Genomic DNA, 20,021 nt, shown 5'->3' with positions numbered 1-20,021 from the left:
TGTCGAAGGCTGCACGAGGGCTTTTTCCGACGTGGTAAAGTTACGTATTTTTTCGAAACTCCGCCGATGAAAATCATACTTTTTTCCCGGCCCCTGGTCGCCCACACCGCCGGGGAGATCCGCCGGCTCTTCGAATCCATCCACCGTTTCGGATTCGATTTCGCGGTCAACGAGGAGTTTGCACCGCTGATCGAGGAGGCGCTCGGCGAGGCCGTACCTCCCGAAAAGATCTACCGCCGGCACGTGGGCCGGCAGCCCGACGGTACGGTGATGGTCTGCTACGGCGGCGACGGCACGCTGCTCGAAGGGGTGCACCGGCTGTGCGGCGCCCCGATCCCCGTCATGGGCATCAACGCCGGCCACCTCGGATTCCTCACCAGCGCCCCCAAGGCCGGCTTCGACCACCTGTTCAAAAACATTGCCGAGGGACGGCTGCAGACCGAACCCCGCTCGCAGCTCCACATCGAGGGGGACTTCTCGCGCCAGCCCGACACGCAGCTGGCCCTGAACGAATTTACGGTCCAGCGCCACGGCGCCGGCATGATCGCCGTGGAGACCTTCGTCGACGGGCAGATGGTCGCCACCTACCACGGCGACGGACTGATCGTCGCCACCCCGACCGGTTCGACGGCCTATTCGCTCAGTGCCGGAGGTCCCGTCGTGGCCCCCACGTGCCACTGCCTGACCCTCTCGCCCCTGGCGCCGCACAACCTCACGATGCGCCCCGTGGTGATCCCCGACACGGCCGTCATCACGCTGCGCGTCGACGCCCGCCGCTCGGATGCCTTCGTCACGCTCGACAACCGCAACTACCCCGTTTCGCACGGAGCCACGTTCACCATCCGCCGCGCCGAACAGACGATTTTTCTCGCCGTACCGCACAATATATCCTTTTACGACACGTTACGGGATAAGATGATGTGGGGAATCGACATCCGCAGTTGAGCCGATCCGATAATCATTTATCGATTTTTTCCAGCAGTTAACAGATTTTTCCCTATATTTGTCCCCTATATGAGCGAGCAGAAACGCATACCGCAACACGTCGCCATCATCATGGACGGCAACGGCCGGTGGGCCGAACTGCGCGGCAAGGACCGCAGCGAAGGTCATGCCGCCGGTATCGAACCCGTCCGTGCCTCGCTGCGCGCCGCCGTGCGCAACGGCGTCCGCTATCTGACGCTCTACGCCTTCTCGACCGAAAACTGGGGACGCCCCGCCGCCGAAGTCGATGCCCTGATGGAGCTCTTCTGCCAGTGCGTGGGCAACGAGGCGCCGGAACTCATCCGCCAGGGCGTGCGCGTCTGCATGATCGGCGACCGCAGCCGCTTCTCCGAAAAGGTCCGCTCGGCGCTGGAGAGCATCGAGAAGCAGACCGCCGACGGAAAGGTCCTCACCCTGATTCTGGCACTGAACTACTCCTCGCGCAGCGAAATCACCCGTGCCGTGCAACAGATCGCCCGCCGCGTGGCCGCCGGAGAGTTCGCCCCCGAGGCCATCACCGAACAGACCCTCAGCGAGTCGCTCGACACCGCCCCATGGCCCGATCCCGACCTGATCGTCCGCACCAGCGGCGAACAGCGTCTGAGCAATTTCCTGCTCTGGCAGGCCTCCTACGCCGAACTGTGGTTCCCCGAGGTGCTGTGGCCCGACTTCACCGAACGGGATTTCGACCGCGCCCTGGAGGAGTATGCCCGCCGCGACCGCCGCTTCGGTCTGGTGAAAGACAAATGATCGAAAAAAGTTAGTCGACAATAGACAAAAGACGACAGATGAACTATTCAGGTAAGATATTCACAGCAGCAGCCCTCTTCATGACGCTTTGCTGCGCGAATATGTCCGCCCAGGAACAGAAACCTCAGGAGCCGGCTCCGCAGGACTCCACGCAACTCCGCGAAGTGACCTTCTCCGAGAACGCTCCCATGTTCAAGAGTTCGGGCGACCCCAAACTCTACTACATCCGCAAGATCAACGTCCACGGTGTCAAATACCTCAACCCCGACGTGCTGAAATCCTCGGCCGGACTGATCGAGGGCGATTCGATCTACCTGCCCAGCAACTTCATCTCCAACGCCATCACGCGTTTCTGGAGCCAGCGCTTCTTCTCCGACGTGAAGATCGGCGCCGAAATCGAGGGCGACAGCCTCGACCTGGAGGTCTTCCTCAAGGAGCGTCCCCGCGTCTACAACTGGGCCTTCGAGGGAATCTCCAAGGGCAAGCAGAAGGATCTGCTCGAGAAACTCAAGCTCAAGCGCGGCAGCGAACTCTCCGACTATGTCATCGACAAGAACAAGAAGCTCATCCACGACTACTGGGCTGAAAAGGGCTTCCGCAATACCGAGGTCGACGTGCGCATCGACAACGACACGCTGCGTCCGGGCCAGGCCGTGAACGTCACCTTCCTGATCGACCGCAAGGAGAAGGTCAAGATCGGCCGCATCGACTTTATCGGCAACACGCAGTTCCCCGACAAGCGGCTGCGCCGCACCTTCAAGAAGACCCACCAGAAATCGATCAACATCTTCAAGGGAGCCAAACTCAACGAATCGGACTATGCGGCCGACAAGGAGCTTCTGATCGACTTCTACAACTCGAAGGGTTACCGCAACGCCACGATCATCCGCGACTCGATCTACCCGATCAACGAAAAGCGGCTGGGCATCGACCTCGAGGTCTCGGAGGGCAACAAATACTACATCCGCAACGTCTCGTGGGTCGGCAACTCGGTCTACGAAACCGACGCCCTGCAGCGCATGTTCGGCGTCAAGACGGGCGACACGTACGACAAGAAGACGATGCAGAAACGTCTGGGTATCGGCAAGGAGTCCAACCCGGAGGAGATGTCCGTCTCGTCGCTCTACCAGAACGAGGGCTACCTCATGTCGCAGATCGAACCCGCCGAGACGATCATCGGCGCCGACTCGATCGACATCGAGGTGAAGGTCTTCGAGGGCAAGCAGTTCACGATCAACAACGTCGGCATCTCGGGCAACCAGCGCGTCGACGACGAGGTGATCCGCCGCGAACTGTACACGCGTCCGGGCGAGCTGTACAACCGCTCGCTGCTGATGCAGACCATCCGTACGCTGGGCTCGATGGGCCACTTCAACCCCGAGACCATCATGCCCGACATCAAACCCGTCACCAACGAACTGGTCGACATCAACTGGCCGCTCGAGGAGCAGGCCTCCGACCAGTTCAACATCGCCGGCGGCTGGGGCTCGGGCACCTTCGTGGGTTCGGTCGGCATCACGCTCAACAACCTCTCGGTGAAGAACTTCTTCAAGAAGGGCGCCTGGCGTCCCTACCCGATGGGTCAGAACCAGCGCCTCTCGCTCTCGGCCCAGACCAACGGTACCTACTACAAGGCCTTCGCGCTGAGCTTCACCGATCCGTGGCTGGGCGGCAAGAAGCCCAACTCGTTCACCTTCTCGGCCCATATCTCCGAGCAGAACAACGCCTACTACATCTGGCAGACCGCCACGCAGCACTTCCGCACGTACGGTGTTGCGGCCGGTCTGGGCAAGCGTCTGAACTGGCCCGACCCCTACTTCACCTTCTACGCCGAGGCCAGCTACGAACGCTATAACCTGAAGAACTGGACCGGGTTCGTCGTCGAGAACGGAAACTCGAACCTGCTGTCGCTCAAGCTCGTCTTCGGCCGCAACTCGGTCGATCAGCCGATCTACCCGCGCCGCGGTTCGGAATTCAGCGCCTCGGTGCAGGCCACGCTCCCCTACTCGCTCTGGGACGGAAAGGACTACTCCGACCAGTCGATGAGTGACCAGGACCGCTACGGATGGGTCGAATTCCACAAGTGGCAGTTCAAGGCGCAGTGGTTCCAAGGATTCCTCAACAACTCGAACCTGGTGCTGATGCTCAAGGCCGAGATGGGTTACCTGGGCAGCTACAACAAGAACAAGGTCTCGCCCTTCCAGCGTTACGAGGTCGGCGGCGACGGCATGTCGGGATACAACATCTACGGTATCGACATCATCGCCATGCGCGGTTACGAGGACGGCGCCCTCGACCCGACGAACTACTACTCGCGCGGATACAACAAGTACACCGCCGAGCTGCGTTACCCGATCATTCTGAAGCCTTCGTCGCAGATCTACGTACTGGGCTTCCTCGAGGGCGGTAATGCCTTCGACTCGTGGAAGGAGTTCTCGCCCTTCAAGATCAAGCGGTCGGCCGGTTTCGGCGTGCGGCTCTATCTGCCGGTGGTCGGCATGCTCGGCATCGACTGGGGTTACGGTTTCGATCCCCCCGCCAACTCGACCACCAAGAGCGGAAGCCAGTTCCACTTTGTGCTCGGTCAGCAATTCTAAGCCTTGGCTGGCAATAAATTTGAAAGAAAAGAGTTATATTTACGACAACAACCCCGGATTTCCGGAATTGACAACTTAAAATTTCAAATTATGAAACGGCTGATTCTCATGGCTGCGGCCATACTCACGGCGGGAATCGTCTCCGCACAGAATTACATAATCGTCAACAGCGAAAAGATCTTCAAGTCGGTCGATGCCTACAACACGGCCATCGAACAGCTCGACTCGCTGGCCAAACAGTATCAGGGTCAGGTGGATGCCAAGTTCGCCGAGGTGGAGACCCTCTACAACAACTACCAGTACCAGAAGGCATCGCTCTCGTCGGCCTCGCGCCAGGCCCGTGAAAACGAGATCCTTGCGAAGGAGAAGAAGGCTCAGCAGTATCAGGAGAGCCTCTTCGGCAAAGAGGGTACGCTGATGAAAACCCGCATCAAGATGATCACCCCGATCCAGAAGGAGGTCTTCGCCCGGATCGAGGCCTACGCCAAGGAGGTCGGCGCCGATCTGGTGCTCGATTCGTCGAACAACCCCACGCTGCTCTACAACAACCCCACGGTGGAGCGCACCCGGCAGGTCATCGACCTTCTGAAACAAAAATAGACATCAAAACATTAACGCATCAATTTTATGAAAAAAGCTATCAAATTAACCCTTGCGGTTGCTCTGCTGATGGGCTCCACGTCGCTCTTCGCACAGAAATTCGGCCGCATCAACACCCAGGAGATCATCATGGCCATGCCCGAGACCAAAACCATGCAGACCAACATGGAGGCTTACGGCAAGGAGATTCAGGACAACATCGAAACGATGCAGGTTGAGTTCAACACCAAATATCAGGATTACCAGAAGAACTACAACACGCTGACGGATATGGCCAAGGAGATGAAGGAGAAGGAGCTGCAGGATCTGCAGGGCCGCATCCAGGAGTTCCAGGGCCGCGCTCAGCAGGAGTATCAGAAGAAGCAGAACGAACTGTTGGCCCCGATCATCGAGAAGGCCAAAAACGCCATCGACAAGATCTCGGCCGCAGGCGGTTATCTGGTAGTTTTCGACACCTCGACGGGCTCGCTGGCCTACTTCGACGAGGCGACACTGACGGATATCTCGGCCGACGTGAGGAAGGAACTCGGCATCACCGAGACTCCCGCGGCCAAATAGTCGGGAATCAACCCCGAACAGATACCATAGCGCCGATCCGTTGCGGACCGGCGCTTGTTTTTTGTCGGATACCTCGCCAAGCACGCCCGAATTCTCTCCGAAACATCCTGTGGAGTGTTCAATATGTCATCCCAATAGACGAATCCGCCTCTTTTTACGTTAGGAACGTATACAAAACCTCAAACCATAGCGACATCATGAATAAAGAGATCTCGGAAGCTTCGATCTCCCACTTTACCCTTCAGGAGCTGATCACCATGACCGGCGGAGAGAACCGTCCGGGACTGATGGGTGAATGCATCGCCGCCAGTACGGATTCACACATGGGGGCTTTCCGGTTTCCGTGCCGCATCAACGCCTTCATCATCGGCGTGGGGACCGAAGGCGAGTCCTCGGGCCTGGTCAATCTCCAGGAGTTTACGATCAGGAAGGACACGATGTTCATCTTTGCACCGAACAGCATTTTGCAGGCGCAGTCGGTCGGAGGGATGAAGGCCCATGTAATAGCCGTCTCGTGCGACTTCATGAAGCGGATCAACATCGACACGAAGCATCTGCTGCCGTTGTTGCTGCAGTTTTCGTGCTATCCCTGCCTGAAAATCTCGCACGAAGAGTGTCAGGCGCTGCGTAACTTCATCACGCTGATCGAACAGGAGACGAAGGGTCCGGAGAGCGAATTCTCGGCCGAGATCATCGGCGGTCTGATTGCCGGAACAATCTACAAGATCGGAGAGATTCTGCAACGCTACCTTGCCGAGCATCCCGAGCTGGAGAATTCCTCGCACAATCGCGCCAACGAATATTTCAGACAGTTCATGCAACTGTTGAGCCAACACTACAAACAGGAGCGCAGCGTAGGATTCTACGCCCGACAGATGTGCATCACGCCGAAATACCTTACCACCCTGATCAAGCGCATCAGCGGCCGGTCGGGTTCGGAATGGATCGACAACTTCGTCATCCTCGAAGCCAAGACGCTGCTCAAGTATTCGACGATGAGCGTGCAGGAGATAGCCTACTACCTGAACTTCCCGAACCAGTCGTTCTTCGGAAGCTACTTCAAGCGCAATACCGGCATGTCCCCCTCGCAGTACAAGGCCAAGCAATAGGGCGGCGGAAAGGAGCCGCCCCCAAGAGAGTGCGAGATGAAGGGCCGGCAAGGGTCGGATCCGGAGAGGCCGGGAAGAGATCAGGAAGGGCCAACCGCAAAAGGCCGGGAAGGATCAACCGCAAAAGGCCGGATGTGATACCGGGGCGGATCTGACAGACCACTTTAGAGCCGTTTTTTTCACGGGCGGGCGATGGATTAATCGCCCGCTTTTTGTACCTTGCAGTAAAATTCCGCCGGCGTAGGCTGATCGTGAGAAAGTTCCTCAAATATACGGGATGGAGTCTGTTGGCCGTGGTGGCGACGCTGTTCGTCGTCATTGGACTGCTCTATGTACCGTGGGTGCAGGATTTCGCACGGCGCAAAGCCGTGAAACCGCTCTCGAAGGCACTTGGCATGGAACTCTCGGTGGGGAGTCTGCGACTTGGCTTTCCGTTGCGGCTTGCGGTGGGCGAAGTGCGGCTCATCGACCGGGGTGACACGCTGGTCGACTGCGGCCGGCTGACGCTGGATGTGGATCCCTGGCCGCTGATCCGCCGTCAGGCCGTGCTGCGCGATCTGACGATCGAACGGCTGAAGGCCCGTTACCACGACACCGCGACGGGATTCGACATGCGGATCGCGGCCGCACGCTTCGGGGTGGAACAAGCCCGGGCGGCCCTGCGCGAGGAGCGGGCCTCGATCCGACGGATTGCGCTGGACAGCGCCTCAATACGGCTCCGAACGGGCTCCGGCGACCAGGTCGAGAAGCCCGACACGACGGCTCCTCTCGGGTGGGAGATCGCGGTGGATCGGCTCTCGATCCGCCAAACCGGATTTGCCCTGGAGAGCGACGGCTCGGAGTTGACCGTCCGACTGGCCGAAGGGGGTGTGGATAGCTGCCGCGTCGGGCTGGGGAGCCGGCAGGTCGAGGTGACGCGCATCGAACTCGACCGTGGGAGCTACGCCTGGCTGACAGCGTCCTCTCCGGCCGGAACGCCGACCGGAGAGGGCTCCGCAACAATCGACGGAGGCAACCCGAATAACAGCGACAACCCGGACGGCCGCAGCACCTCGGATAACAACAGCACCCCTCCGATTACAATAGCCAACGGCGGCAAGCGGGCGGGTAAAGCTCCGGCCGCAAAGGTGACTCCGGCCGCAAAGGAGACCCCGGCCGCAAAGGAGACTCCGGCCGAGGGTGACCTTCCGGCGGGCGAACCGGCATCGGCGCCCTGGACCATACGGGTCGGCGGCATAGAGCTGAACGACAATCAACTGACATACGGCACGGCGGGACACCAGCCGACCGAGGGGCTGGATCCGGCATGGATCGAACTCTCGGGAGTCCATATCGCCATCGACTCGCTCTACAGCCGGGGGAGCGATCTGGCGCTGCGGATCCGGCAGTTGGCCTTCCGGGAGCGGTGCGGACTGGAGGTCGAGCAGACCCGGGGGCGCTTTTCGATGGACTCGACGGCAATCCGCCTGACGGACTTCTCGCTCGCGACGGCAGCCTCACGCCTTACGGCCAACATGGAGGCCGGAGGCGGTCTTCTGCAAATGGAGCCGCAGACCCCGCTGACGGCTTCGCTCGGGGCCGACCTGGCGACGAACGATATGGCCCGACTCGTCCCCGCGCTGCTGCCCGCCGCGCTGCGCAACCGGCAGATCGGCATGGAACTCACGGCCGACGGAACGCTGGAGGATCTTCGCCGGATCGACCTGCAGATCACCTCGCCCGACCATCTGTGGCTGACCGTCGACGGCCGGGCCCGCTATCCGCTCGATCCCCGGCATCTGACGGCCTCGGCACGCATCCGGGGTCGGTTGCGCAACGGAGCCTTCCTGCTCGAAACGGTGCCCGACACGGCACTGCGTCGACGCCTGGCACTGCCCCGGCAAATCGGGATCGATGCTACGGCGCGGATCGACAGCCAGAACTACGTGCTGAGTTCGCTCCTGCGCGCCGGACAGCACCGTACGGAGGAGGGGCGCATCCGTATCGACGGACGTTTCGATGCCCGCCGCGAACGTTACGAAGCGACGATCCGCGCCGACAGCTTCCCGATGGGGAGCTTCCTTCCGACAGACTCGCTCGGACGGCTGGGACTTGCACTCGACGCCCGGGGCAAGGGCTTCGACCCATACAATCCGGCGACGTGGAGCCGGCTGCAGCTGGAGGTCGCACAGGCCGAATACCGCAGCCGCGACTTCGGCGGCGTGGGGATTACGGCCGAACTGGCCGACCAGCAGCTGCAAGGACGCATTGAGGATCGCGACTCGGCGCTGCTCCTGTCGCTCGGACTCGAGGGACGGCTGACCCGCGAGCAGCAGCAGGCCCGGCTTACGGGACATGTCGGATGGTTCGATCTGGCGGCACTGGGCCTTGTCAGCGAACCGATCGGCGGACTCTTCGACCTGGAGGCCGAGGCGTCGGCCACCCCGACGGGCAGTTATGCCGCCCGCGTGGCACTGGACAGCATCCGGGTGCGCAACGGTTCGCAGACGGAGACGATCCGCCCGACGTCGTTCGAATTGGCGACCGACTCCGTCCGAACCCGGGCGGCTGCCCGGTCGGGCGACCTCGAACTGGAGTTCCGCACCCCCGAATCGCTTGAACACTTCCTGGCCCTGCTGCCCCACAGCACGGAGGAACTGGAGCGGCAGGTCCGCGCCCAACGACTCGACATGGACTCGCTGAAACCCGTGCTGCCCGACTTTCTGCTGCGGCTCACGGCCGGACAGAACAACATCCTGAACAACTACCTGCGCACGCGCCGCATGGCCTTCCGCCGGCTCGAAATGCGCGGAGCAAACTGCGACTCACTGCCGCTGGCTCTCGGCATGCACGTCGAGGGACTCACGACCGGCAACCTGCGCATCGACACCATCGGCATGTCGCTGCGCCAGCAGGGACAACGGATGCGCTACGCCCTGCGGATGGCCAACGCTCCGGGGAATCTCGACCACGTGGCCGCCGCCGGACTCCGCGGCGATCTGGTCGGCAATACCGCCACGATGCACCTCTACCAACGGGACCGCAGCGGTCGCGAAGGGTTGCGGTCGGGGCTCAACCTCACGTGGAACGACTCGCTCATACGGCTGAGTCTCGAACCCGACCCGCAGTTCGGATTCGAACCCTGGAGCGTCAATCCCGGCAACTACCTCGTCTACCGCTACGACCGGCAGCTGGAGGCCGATCTCGATCTGACGCGCGGCTCACAGCGCTTCGCCCTCCACTCGATCCCCGCCTCGGAGCGCACGGCAGGCATTCGCCTCGTAATGGCCGGACTGGGCATCGGCTCGATGCTCGAACTGCTTCCTTCGGCACCGCCCGTCGACGGACAGTTGGGAGCCGATCTCTCGCTGACGCTGGGGCGCGATACGCTGGCGCTGGGAGGCGACATTACGGTCGGCGAACTCGCCTACGACCGGCAGCCGTTCGGGGACCTGGCCCTCCGGGCCCGCTACGGACAGGGTCGTGAACAGCGTGCCGATGTGCGTCTGGCCATCGACACGGCCGAGGTGCTTGCCGCCACGGCCTCCTACGATGCCGCGGCCCCCTCGCCGCTCGATGCGCGGATCGCCCTGCGGGAACTCCCGCTGCAGCGCTTCGACGCCTTCCTGCCCGCGGAGATACTCCGCCTGACGGGCTCGCTCTCGGGCCGCCTGCAGGCCGAAGGCGCAATCAACGCTCCGCAGCTCAACGGACGCCTGCACTTTGCCGGCACGGAGCTCCGCGTGCCGATGATCGGCACCTCGTTTCGCCTCTCGGAGGATACGATCCGCTTCGACGAGAGCCGCCTGCGCTTCGACCGCTACGCCATCCTCGCCCCCAACCGCCAGCCGCTGACCATCGACGGCCAGATCGACCTCTCCGACCTGCAGCGCATGACGGCCGACCTGCGGCTGCAGGCCTCGGATTTCCAGTTCGTAAATGTTCCCCGCCGGGAGCGTACGGAGGTCTACGGCCAGGCCTATCTCGACCTGAACACCTCGATCCGAGGGCCGATCGACGCGCTGGCCGTACGGGGTCGTGTCGCGCTGCTCGGCGGCACGGACATCAACTACGTCATGCAGAGTTCGCCGCTCGAGGTCAAAGAGCAGTCGCAGGACGTGGTCCGTTTCGTCTCGTTCGCCCGGATCGACAACCGCGAAGCCTTCGAGGAGCTGCCGCCCGTGCGAATCGGCGGCATGGACGTCGCCCTGAACATCGACATCAACAACGACGTCAAGGCCGCCGTCGACCTCTCGACCGACGGCAGCAACCGCATCGACCTGCGCGGCGGCGGGGAGCTCTCCTTCACGATGAACCCGCTGGGCGACATGCGCCTCTCGGGCCGCTACCTGCTCACGGGCGGCACCGTGCAGTACAATCCGCCGGTCATCGCACAGAAGGTCTTCCGCATCCAGCCGGACGGCTATGTCGAGTGGCTGGGCGACGTGGCCGACCCGTCGTTCAACATCACGGCCGTGGAGAGCGTCCGCGCCAACGTCTCGTCGGACGGCGAGAACTCCCGCGCGGTGAACTTCAACATCTCGATCAATATCCGCAACACGCTCACCAATCTGGCCATCAGCTTCGACCTCTCGGCTCCGGAGGACCTCACGATGCAGAACCAGCTCAACTCGCTGACGGCCGAACAGCGCGCCAACCAGGCGATGAACCTGCTGATCTACAACACCTACACCGGTCCGGGGACCTCGGCCCGCGTCAGCTCGGAGAATCCGCTCAACACCTTCATCCAGAAGGAGCTCAACCAGTGGGCGCAGAACAACCTGAAGGGAGTCGACCTTTCGTTCGGCATCGACTCCTACGGCCAGGACGACCCCAACGGTCAGCACACGGACTACTCCTACCGGCTGTCGAAGAATCTCTTCAGCAACCGCATCCGGGCGGTCATCGGCGGCAAGTTCAGCACCGACAGCGACCCCTCGCAGAATCTCCGCGAAAACCTCATCGACGATATCTCGATCGAATACATGCTCGACAAACGCGACAACATGTATATCAAGCTCTTCCGCCATACGGGCTACGAGAGTATCCTCGAGGGTGAGATCACCGAAACCGGCGTCGGCTTCGTCATCCGCAAGCGCCTCTCGCGCCTGGGCGACCTCTTCCGCTCGTCGAAACCCCGCACGCCAAAACCCGAGAACCATGAAGACGATCCTCAATAGTACGCTCGCCGCCCTGGCGGGACTGCTCCTGCTGGCCGGCTGCTCCACCACGCGCCGCATCCCCGAGGGCGAAGTCCTCTACACGGGGGTCAAACACCTGCGGATCCTGCCCGATTCGGGGGTCGTCCTCACGTCGGCGGCCGAAGATGCCGCCCGCGAACCCCTCTCCGTGGCCCCGAACAACCCGCTCTACGCCCCCTGGGTGCGCACCCCCTTCCCGATCGGACTCTGGGCCTGGAACTACTGCTACACACCGCGCGAAAAGGGATTCAAATACTGGTTCTACCGGCGGCTGGCCAAGGAGCCCGTTCTGATCTCGAAGGTCCAGCCCGGACTGCGCACCGAGGTGGCCCTACAGGCTCTCGAGAACTTCGGATACTTCGGCTCGCAGGCCTCCGACTCGCTGCGCTACCGCAAGCGGGGACGCAAGGCCAAGGTCGACTATACGCTCCGCATCGCTCCGCCGTGGCACTACGGGGAGATCGCCTATCCGAAGGCCGACAGTACGATGCAGCCCCTGATCGACAGTCTGCAGCACACCTCGCCGCTTCGCCCCGGAGTGCAGTACAACCTCGACACGCTCACCGCCGAACGGCAACGCATCGCCTCGACGCTGCGCGCCAACGGCTACTACTATTTCCGTCCCGACTACCTGGAGTACCTGGCCGATACGACGCTCCACCCGCGAAGCGTTGCCCTGCGGCTCGCCCTCACGCCCAACCTCCCGCAGGCCGTGCTGCGCCCCTACCGCGTGGGGGATGTCACCGTGCGGCTGCACAATCGGCGTCCGGGGCCCTTCGACACGCTGCGGATCCGCCGCGCCACGGTGATCGCTCAACAGCCGATGAAGGTCCGCCCCCGGGTGCTGAACCGCCTGCTGAGGCTTCGTCCCGGTGAGCTCTTCACGGTCGAGGCCCAGAACCAGACCCAGACCGAACTCAACAAACTGGGCACCTTCCGCTCGGTGAACCTTGCGGTCACACCGCTCGATTCGCTGCGCGGCGGGGATTCGCTCGACGTGGAGATCATCGCCCAGATGGACTCCCCGCTCGAGGTGGCGCTCGAAACCGACGTCACCTCCAAGTCGAACAGCTTCCTCGGACCGGGGCTCACCCTGACACTGAGCCACAACAACCTCTTCCGCGGCGGCGAGCGTCTCGACGTCAAACTCAACGGCTCCTACGAGTGGCAGACCGGCAACAAGAACTCCGGAGGCCGCAGCTCGCGGCTCAACTCCTACGAACTGGGGCTCAATACGTCGCTTCACCTGCCGCGGCTGCTGCTGCCTGCACGCTGGGTGCGGCGGCTGCGTCCGGGTGGTACGACCACCTTCCAGCTGGGGGCCGATCTGATGAACCGTCCGCAGTTCTTCCATCTGGTGGCCTTCAGCGGATCGGCCGGCTACCGTTTCCAGAGTTCGCCCTACAGCCACCACGATCTGACGCTCTTCCGCCTGACCTACAACCGCCTGCTCCATACCACGGCGAGCTTCGACCAGACGATGGCCGAGAACCCCTCGATCGCCATGAGTTTCCGCAACCAGTTCGTCCCCTCGATCGGCTACACCTACACCTTCGACCGCAGCTACGGGCAGACGGGCGACCGGCGCCTCTACTGGCAGAACAGCCTCACCGAAGCGGGAAACCTGCTCTCGGCCATACTCGGGGCCGCGGGTGAACACCATCCCCAGCGACTCTTCGACAATCAGTTTTCGCAGTTCGTCAAGGCGGTCAGCGAGGTGAAGTTCTACCGCCGCCTCGGACAGCGCAACAACTGGCTGGCAACGCGTCTGCTCGTCGGCGTGGGCTACGCCTACGGCAACTCCGAGGTAATGCCCTACAGCGAACAGTTCTACATCGGCGGAGCCAACAGCATCCGCGCCTTCACCGTGCGCTCGATCGGTCCGGGCAGCTACCGCCCGCCCGTCGACGACAGCGACGGTTACCTCGACCAGACGGGCGACTTCAAACTCGAAGCCAACGTCGAGCTGCGTTTCGGGATCATGGGACGTCTCAACGGCGCCCTCTTCCTCGATGCGGGGAACGTCTGGCTGCTGAAGGCGGACCCCAACCGTCCGGGAGCCGCCCTGCAGGGAAGCACCTTCTTCAACGACATTGCGCTCGGTACGGGATTCGGTCTGCGCTACGACATCAGCTATCTGGTCATCCGCGCCGACCTCGGCATCGGGCTCCACACCCCCTATCCGAACCCCGACAAGCGGGGCTACTACAACATCTCCAATTTCAAGGACGGATTGGGATTCCACCTGGCCATCGGCTACCCCTTCTGACGGGGCCGCGCCGGGAGGAGATACCGCAAACAGATCGGGAAAACGCCCGGGACATGGAGCAGGGTGCCCTCCGACGAAGAAGATTGTCGGAGGAGGAGGGGGGGGGAAAAAAAACCGGACAGAGAACGTCTGGTTGGGAGATCGGCCGGGGAGTCAGGCGAGATGTGTGCCTGCCGAGACGGATCCGGAACGGGAAGTCAGGCGAGATGTGTGGCGGCCGGGACGGCCGGAACGGGAAGTCAGGCGAGATGTGTGGCGGCCGGGACGGCCGGAACGGGAAGTCAGGCGAAGTACGTGCCAGCAGGCAGGGTGTTCCGACTGCGATGTCGGGTAAAATGCCAAGTCGGAGGTATCGTAGCCAAATATCGGAGCAGGGAGCCGGGCCGGAAAGGAGCCGGGGCCGAGAAGGAGCCGGAAAGACGGAAACGGCAGGTCAGAACGGATAGCCGACGCCGAAGTTCAGCGCCGTATTCTTCCACTTGAAGTTGTGAATCCACCGCTCACCGGCCGGATTGTTCGGGTTGTGGAGCTGAATACCCCAGTCCAGACGCAGCACCGCAAACTTGATGTCGAAGCGCAGGCCCAATCCCGTATTGAATCCCAACTGCCGGTAGAACCGGTCGAAATGGAAGACCGCCTCGTCGGAGTATTCGGCCGGATTCTGGCGGATGTACCAAATGTTGCCCAGATCGAAGAAGGTGGCACCGTGGATCATGCCCCAGATCGGGAAACGCAGTTCGACGTTGGCCTCGAGCTTCACGTCACCCGTCTGCACGGGGTAGTCGTTGTGCGGATCGGGCACCGAGCCCTGTCCGAGCGTACGAGGCGTCCAGCCGCGCATGCCGTTGCTGCCGCCGCAATAGAACTGCCGGTCGAAGGGCACCGACTGCGAATTGCCGTAGGCCATGGCCACACCGCCGTAAAGATGGCCGACCAGCGCCGTCACATCGCCCAACATGATTTTGCGGCTGACGCTCAGGTCCGTACGGAAATATTGCGAATACTGGATTCCGAAGATCGTATAGTAATCCCTGCCGGCCGCCGGCGCGAAGAAGGCATGTTCGACGGCGTCGATCAGATTGCCCGCCGTCTCGGCATTGAAACGGATGGTCGTGGCGTTGCCGCCGAAATTCTTCCGCTGGTTGTTGTAGCTGTAGCTGAACGACAGGCCGCCGATGAACTGCGTCTGGAAACTGTTGATCAGGTATTTGTTCTGCGTGCTACCCAGGAATTCGGGATCCACCGGGCGCGTCATGTCGATCACGTTGATGTCGACGGGGCGCAGCGAGAAACTCGAATAGCGGTTGTTGGTCCACGAGTAGGTCAGGCCCGCACTCGACAGCGTGCGTGCATAGTAGGGGCGGTCCTGAAAATTCACCGCCACCTCGATCTTCGTCCGCGGCTGGTTGGCATTGCGGAAACGGCGCATGTGCCACGGTGCCAGGAAGCGCGGGAAGGTCAAACCCGCTGTGATCCCGAACTCCGTGGCCCGTTTTTTCCGGGCATCGGGGGCCTTCATGAACTCGTAGCCCGCGGCAAACGACACATCGAACGACTCCGCCCCGCGGAAGATGTTGCGGTTCTGGTAGCCCACCGTGGCCTTCAGCCCGTAGAAGCTCGACGTGGTGCTCCCCTCCACGTCGACCTTGACACTCTGACGCAGCGTCGGTGTACAGAGGATATTGCACGTCAGATACCCCTCACGCGTGTAGAGCATCTGCGTCGAATCGGCCGACGAACCGATGAAGGAGACGTAGTTGCTCGAATCGGCCGCCAGCGGCTGCTCCTCGAAGGCGATGCGCGTGCTCTTGAAGTAGCCCAGCGACATCAGATCGGCATAGGCCCGGTTGACGCGCGACGAATTGTAGACGTAGTTCGGGTAGAGGGGTACGGTTTGCCGCAGCACTCGCGGGCGCAGACTCGGACGCTTCTCGTAGATGATGTTCAGACCGCGGTAATCGAGCGTATCGAGACGCGAAAGGAGCGTCGTATCGTTGCGGATCTCCGTCGGATCGTAATCCGGGAAGATGTTGATCTTGCCCAGACGGTAGACCAGGTTGTTGTCCATGATGGCCTTGCCCCGGGCATCGTAACCCGCCAGATACTGCTTGATCACCACCTGCAGATCGACCTTGCGGTCCCCGCCCAGCGTATCGGCCAGATAGAGTATGTTGTTGACCGAGAAGTTGTAGTAACCCCGGTCGCGGAGATAGGCCGTGATCCGTTCGCGCTCGGCGTCGAGCACCGTGACGTCGTAGATCGCCCCCGGCCGCAGCAGCGTATGCACCGTGTCGGGCAGCACGATCTGTTCGAGGAACTTGTCGTGGAAGAGATACGAGACCGAATCGATGCGGTAGGGAGCCCCCTGATGCGTGGAGTAGATCACCGTGGCGCGCTTGTGGCGCGAGGTGGTATCGATGCGGAACGAGGCCTGCGAATGGAAGAAGCCCTTCGAATCCATATAAACCTTCAGGTTTTCGGTGCTCTTCTTCACCAGACCTGCGTCCAGCAGTTCGGGAGCCTGGCCGATCTTGCGTTTCCACTCGTTCCAGCGGTTCCCCTTCGCCGGATCGGCCTGTTCATAGAGCCAGACGTAGAAGTTGGTTCCCAGGAAACGCTTGTTCGGCGTCTGGCGGATGTATTTCTCCAGCTCCGAGGCGGGGATCCGCTCCTTGCGGGGGGTCGAGCGGTCGGCCTCGATGCGCACCTTCTGCAGGAAGTAGCTTCCCTCGGGAATATGCCGCGTGACGCTGCAGGCCGAGCCGACGAAGCCCAGCACCGCAACAACCAGTATACGGCACAACCGACCCACCTGCAACGTGCGATGATCAGTGGTTGTTGAAGAAACCCTTCTCGCACAACAGGGCGAAATAGCTCTCCGAGATGGCCAGATTGTCCCGCCGCACGTAACGCCGTTCGGTGAAGATACGGGCCAGATTCGGCAGACCGTTCTCCTCCAGGAGGCGTTTGGTCTGCTCCGACTCCTCGCGCTCGGCCCACAGTTCGTCGATCTCGGCCGCCGTGTAGTCGGTATACTTCTCGTAGTGGACCACGGCCTCCAGCGGCAGACGGTCGGTCAGTTCGGGCGATTCGTCGGGATAGCCCACGACGATCGTCGTCAGGGGGATCACCCCCTTCGGGAGTTCGAGAATCCGCGAGATGTCGCCCGCGGTATAGATCGTCGTACCGAGGATGCAGATTCCCAGACCGTGGCTCTCGGCCTCGATGCAGAAGTTCTGCGCAGCCAGCAGGGCATCGGTCGAGGCGTTCAGGAACCAGGCGAAATTGTCGTAGGCCGGATCGGCATCGCGCTGTTCGCACCACAGGGTGAAACGGTGGATATCGGCGCAAACCGTCACCAGACACGGGGCCTGAGTCACCATCGGCTGGTTGAAATGACACGGAGCCAACTGCTCACGCAGCGCCTGATCACGGGAGACAACCAGCGAATAGAGCTGCATGTTGCCGCACGTCGAGGCGCGGGTAGCCGCTTCGAGACAGTCGCGCAACACCTCCGCAGGGATGGGTGTCGGCCGGAATTTTCGGATGGAACGATGCTTGAACAGCACACTTTTCATAGAGTCGACGGATTAAAATTCTTCTTTCCACACCAATCGGCCTCACCTTGCATCAATTCGGGGCCGATTTTTTCACAAAAGTAGCAAAACTTTTAGAAGTTTTACTATTTTTGCCAGAGAGAAACCTTCGTCCGTAAGGGGCCGGAAATACCTGCGGCCGAAGATGCTGCTCCAAAACAACCGATGAGGTGCTGACTGAATTTGCCAAATACGAAGGGGCCGGAAACGACTTCATCCTGATCGACAACCGCGAAGGGCTCTTCACCCCCGATCCGGCGTTGATCGCACGACTGTGCGACCGCCATTTCGGAATCGGAGCCGACGGTCTGATGACCCTTGCGCGCAATGCCGAAATCGACTGCTCGATGCGCTACTACAACGCCGACGGTTCCGAGGGCGAGATGTGCGGCAACGGAGCCCGCTGTTTCACCCTCTTCGCCGAGCATCTCGGCATCGGCGGCGAAACCAAGTTCTTCGATGCCGCCGACGGGCTGCACACCGCCCGGATCCACCGCACCAAGGGCTTCTCTGGCGAAATCGAACTCGGCATGATTGCCGTGCGCGAGATCCGCGCGGGTGACAACTGGTGGTTTCTCAATACGGGGGTTCCCCACTACGTGGAGTTCGTCGACGATCTCAAGGCGGTCGATGTCGTTTCCCGCGGGCGCGCCATCCGCTACGATTCGGCCCGATTCCCGCAGGGTACGAACGTCAATTTCGTCCAGGTTACAGGTACGGGCACCCTCAGCGTCCGCACCTACGAACGCGGCGTCGAGGACGAAACGCTCGCCTGCGGAACCGGAGTCACGGCAGCCGCCATCATCACCAACTTTGCCCTGCAACACGACACGCACCGCTACCGTATCACGGTCCGCGGCGGTGAACTCTCGGTCCGTTTCACCCACGAAGCACACACGCAAACCTATACGGACATCCGTCTGACAGGGCCTGCACGCCGGGTCTTCGGCGGCACGTTCGAAAGCGAAAATTTCTAAATTCCAACCATTCCCATTTTCCATCCCATGAAAACACAAAAGGGAATCCGTGAACACGACACGGATGAACTTCGCAAGGCCAAACGCCTCGAACCGCTCCGCAAGAGCGGCAAGGAACGTCACACGCTCTACAGCCAGTACGAAGAGGAGGATGACGAGGAGGATTACCGATCCTATGCCAGACGTGAATCCGCCCTCGACTATCTCGATGACGAAGAAGAGGAATAACCCACTGAACCGATGATCGAAAAATTCATCATGGCGGGGTCCACGGCCCTGCACATCTGCGACTCCCAAAAGGGGGACCGATGCATAGTCCTGCTGCACGGATACCTGGAATCGATGCTGGTCTGGGAGGACTTCGTACCTTATCTGTACAAGGAGGTGCGGGTCGTGACACTCGACCTGCCGGGACACGGCATCTCGGTCGTACAGGGCGAGAAGCATTCGATGGAGTTTCTGGCCGATACGGTGGCCGATGCCCTGAAGGCGCTGGGAATCCCGCGCTGCACCCTTGTCGGGCACTCGATGGGCGGCTATGTGGCGCTGGCCTTCTGCGAACGTCACCCGGAGATGCTTGACGGCCTGGTGCTGCTGAGTTCCACCCCGAATCCCGACAGCCCGGAGAAGGCCGAAAACCGGCGTCGTGAGATAGCACTTGTCCGCGCCGGACGCAAGGAGCTGCTGGCCCGTGTGGCACCGGCGGCAGGCTTTGCCGAGGAGAACCGCGACCGGATGAAGGACTACATCGAGGATCTGACCGAGCAGGTCTTCATCACCGAGGACGACGGTATCGTGGCACTGCTCAACGGCATGATAAACCGCAAGGATCAGAACGAAATGCTGCGGCAAACGAAAGTACCGGTCCTTTTTATCCTCGGTCGCAAGGATAACTACATTCCCCTGGAGGTCGCCGAGAAGATGGTTGCCGACCACCCCGAAGCCCGGGTCGTCTGGCTCGAACACGCGGGGCACATGGGCTTTCTCGAGGAGCCCGAAGCGACGGCCCAGGCCCTGCTTGACTTTGTTAAAACCGAAAAATAATCCGACAACACCTCACTCTCTTTTCAAGACGGGGAAGACATCTTTCCCGTCTTTTCTTTTGCCGTACGCCATAAATGACCGGCCGCCCCACGCTTTCTCCGCATTCGCGGCCATACAAAACAGCCCGCACACACCGTCCGCCTCCCACGACGCCATGGCTTCATGCCATTGCGTACACACCGTCTCCACCACCGTCCAGCGGGTCATGTCGTCGATCATCCGCGCCGGGAGGGGTTCATTGCAGGGCAAAAAAAGGTCAGACCTTACGATCTGACCTTGAAGAGGCGGCTACCTACTCTCCCACGGGATAACCGCAGTACCATCGGCGTAAGTGAGCTTAACTTCTCTGTTCGGAAT

General features: G+C 61.4%; 14 protein-coding genes. 11 read left to right on the top strand and 3 right to left on the bottom strand.

Annotated features, from left to right (window positions below; all coding sequences use genetic code 11):
• Positions 1 to 66: 66 nt before the first annotated feature.
• The 8 genes from B5G09_RS10485 (at position 67) to B5G09_RS10450 (ending at position 14,047) form a co-directional block, all read left to right on the top strand.
• On the top strand, positions 67 to 945 hold the full coding sequence (locus B5G09_RS10485; RefSeq protein WP_087405120.1) for an NAD(+)/NADH kinase: 879 nt from the start codon (positions 67 to 69) through the stop codon (positions 943 to 945).
• Between the two features lie 69 nt (positions 946 to 1,014).
• The gene (gene uppS / locus B5G09_RS10480; protein ID WP_087405119.1) at positions 1,015 to 1,734 is read left to right on the top strand and encodes a polyprenyl diphosphate synthase; all 720 of its coding nucleotides are present in this window, start codon (positions 1,015 to 1,017) and stop codon (positions 1,732 to 1,734) included.
• A gap of 38 nt (positions 1,735 to 1,772) precedes the next feature.
• Entirely contained in the window at positions 1,773 to 4,331 is a 2,559-nt protein-coding gene (gene bamA, locus B5G09_RS10475) for an outer membrane protein assembly factor BamA (protein ID WP_087405118.1), read from the top strand.
• 90 nt (positions 4,332 to 4,421) lie between these two features.
• Entirely contained in the window at positions 4,422 to 4,931 is a 510-nt protein-coding gene (locus tag B5G09_RS10470; protein WP_087405117.1) for an OmpH family outer membrane protein, read from the top strand.
• 27 nt (positions 4,932 to 4,958) lie between these two features.
• On the top strand, positions 4,959 to 5,489 hold the full coding sequence (locus B5G09_RS10465; RefSeq protein ID WP_087405116.1) for an OmpH family outer membrane protein: 531 nt from the start codon (positions 4,959 to 4,961) through the stop codon (positions 5,487 to 5,489).
• Between the two features lie 197 nt (positions 5,490 to 5,686).
• Positions 5,687 to 6,598, top strand: a complete 912-nt coding sequence (locus tag B5G09_RS10460) for a helix-turn-helix domain-containing protein (RefSeq protein ID WP_087405115.1) — start codon at positions 5,687 to 5,689, stop codon at positions 6,596 to 6,598.
• Positions 6,599 to 6,849: 251 nt separating this feature from the next.
• Positions 6,850 to 11,757, top strand: coding sequence for a translocation/assembly module TamB domain-containing protein (locus B5G09_RS10455; protein ID WP_241147634.1), 4,908 nt, complete (start codon positions 6,850 to 6,852; stop codon positions 11,755 to 11,757).
• Positions 11,738 to 14,047, top strand: a complete 2,310-nt coding sequence (locus tag B5G09_RS10450) for a BamA/TamA family outer membrane protein (protein WP_087405114.1) — start codon at positions 11,738 to 11,740, stop codon at positions 14,045 to 14,047. Before B5G09_RS10455 ends, B5G09_RS10450 begins: the two co-directional genes overlap by 20 nt.
• Positions 14,048 to 14,480: 433 nt before the next feature.
• On the opposite strand, the gene B5G09_RS10445 is transcribed toward B5G09_RS10450, so the two are convergent.
• Together B5G09_RS10445 and B5G09_RS10440 are read right to left on the bottom strand one after the other, a co-directional pair.
• Entirely contained in the window at positions 14,481 to 16,859 is a 2,379-nt protein-coding gene (locus tag B5G09_RS10445; RefSeq protein WP_087405160.1) for a BamA/TamA family outer membrane protein, read from the bottom strand.
• A 16-nt stretch (positions 16,860 to 16,875) separates the two neighbouring features.
• Positions 16,876 to 17,625, bottom strand: a complete 750-nt coding sequence (locus tag B5G09_RS10440) for a nitroreductase family protein (protein WP_087309823.1) — start codon at positions 17,623 to 17,625, stop codon at positions 16,876 to 16,878.
• Between the two features lie 188 nt (positions 17,626 to 17,813).
• Between B5G09_RS10440 and dapF the strand changes: the two genes are divergently transcribed.
• The 3 genes from dapF to B5G09_RS10425 are packed head-to-tail and all read left to right on the top strand — an operon-like array spanning position 17,814 to position 19,664.
• Entirely contained in the window at positions 17,814 to 18,620 is an 807-nt protein-coding gene (gene dapF, locus B5G09_RS10435) for a diaminopimelate epimerase (RefSeq protein WP_087405113.1), read from the top strand.
• Positions 18,621 to 18,647: 27 nt separating this feature from the next.
• Positions 18,648 to 18,848, top strand: coding sequence for a hypothetical protein (locus tag B5G09_RS10430; RefSeq protein WP_087405112.1), 201 nt, complete (start codon positions 18,648 to 18,650; stop codon positions 18,846 to 18,848).
• A gap of 12 nt (positions 18,849 to 18,860) precedes the next feature.
• Complete coding sequence (locus tag B5G09_RS10425) at positions 18,861 to 19,664, top strand: alpha/beta hydrolase (RefSeq protein WP_087405111.1); 804 nt, start codon at positions 18,861 to 18,863, stop codon at positions 19,662 to 19,664.
• A gap of 12 nt (positions 19,665 to 19,676) precedes the next feature.
• On the opposite strand, the gene B5G09_RS10420 is transcribed toward B5G09_RS10425, so the two are convergent.
• The gene (locus B5G09_RS10420) at positions 19,677 to 19,883 is read right to left on the bottom strand and encodes a hypothetical protein (protein ID WP_087405110.1); all 207 of its coding nucleotides are present in this window, start codon (positions 19,881 to 19,883) and stop codon (positions 19,677 to 19,679) included.
• Positions 19,884 to 20,021 lie beyond the last annotated feature (138 nt).

The sequence above is a fragment of the Alistipes sp. An54 genome, from assembly GCF_002159375.1.
In the GTDB taxonomy this organism is placed as follows: Bacteria; Bacteroidota; Bacteroidia; order Bacteroidales; family Rikenellaceae; genus Alistipes; species Alistipes megaguti.
The sequence above is the reverse complement of the archived record's forward strand: the minus strand, read 5'-3'. Positions and strand labels throughout refer to the sequence as shown.

Excerpts from the sequence above, each read along its gene's own strand:
- B5G09_RS10485 (WP_087405120.1), top strand. The coding sequence starts at position 67 with ATGAAAATCATACTTTTTTCCCGGCCCCTGGTCGCCCACACCGCCGGG.
- uppS (WP_087405119.1), top strand. The coding sequence starts at position 1,015 with ATGAGCGAGCAGAAACGCATACCGCAACACGTCGCCATCATCATGGAC.
- bamA (WP_087405118.1), top strand. The coding sequence starts at position 1,773 with ATGAACTATTCAGGTAAGATATTCACAGCAGCAGCCCTCTTCATGACG.
- B5G09_RS10470 (WP_087405117.1), top strand. The coding sequence starts at position 4,422 with ATGAAACGGCTGATTCTCATGGCTGCGGCCATACTCACGGCGGGAATC.
- B5G09_RS10465 (WP_087405116.1), top strand. The coding sequence starts at position 4,959 with ATGAAAAAAGCTATCAAATTAACCCTTGCGGTTGCTCTGCTGATGGGC.
- B5G09_RS10460 (WP_087405115.1), top strand. The coding sequence starts at position 5,687 with ATGAATAAAGAGATCTCGGAAGCTTCGATCTCCCACTTTACCCTTCAG.
- B5G09_RS10450 (WP_087405114.1), top strand. The coding sequence starts at position 11,738 with ATGAAGACGATCCTCAATAGTACGCTCGCCGCCCTGGCGGGACTGCTC.
- B5G09_RS10440 (WP_087309823.1), bottom strand. The coding sequence starts at position 17,625 with ATGAAAAGTGTGCTGTTCAAGCATCGTTCCATCCGAAAATTCCGGCCG.
- B5G09_RS10430 (WP_087405112.1), top strand. The coding sequence starts at position 18,648 with ATGAAAACACAAAAGGGAATCCGTGAACACGACACGGATGAACTTCGC.
- B5G09_RS10425 (WP_087405111.1), top strand. The coding sequence starts at position 18,861 with ATGATCGAAAAATTCATCATGGCGGGGTCCACGGCCCTGCACATCTGC.
- B5G09_RS10420 (WP_087405110.1), bottom strand. The coding sequence starts at position 19,883 with ATGATCGACGACATGACCCGCTGGACGGTGGTGGAGACGGTGTGTACG.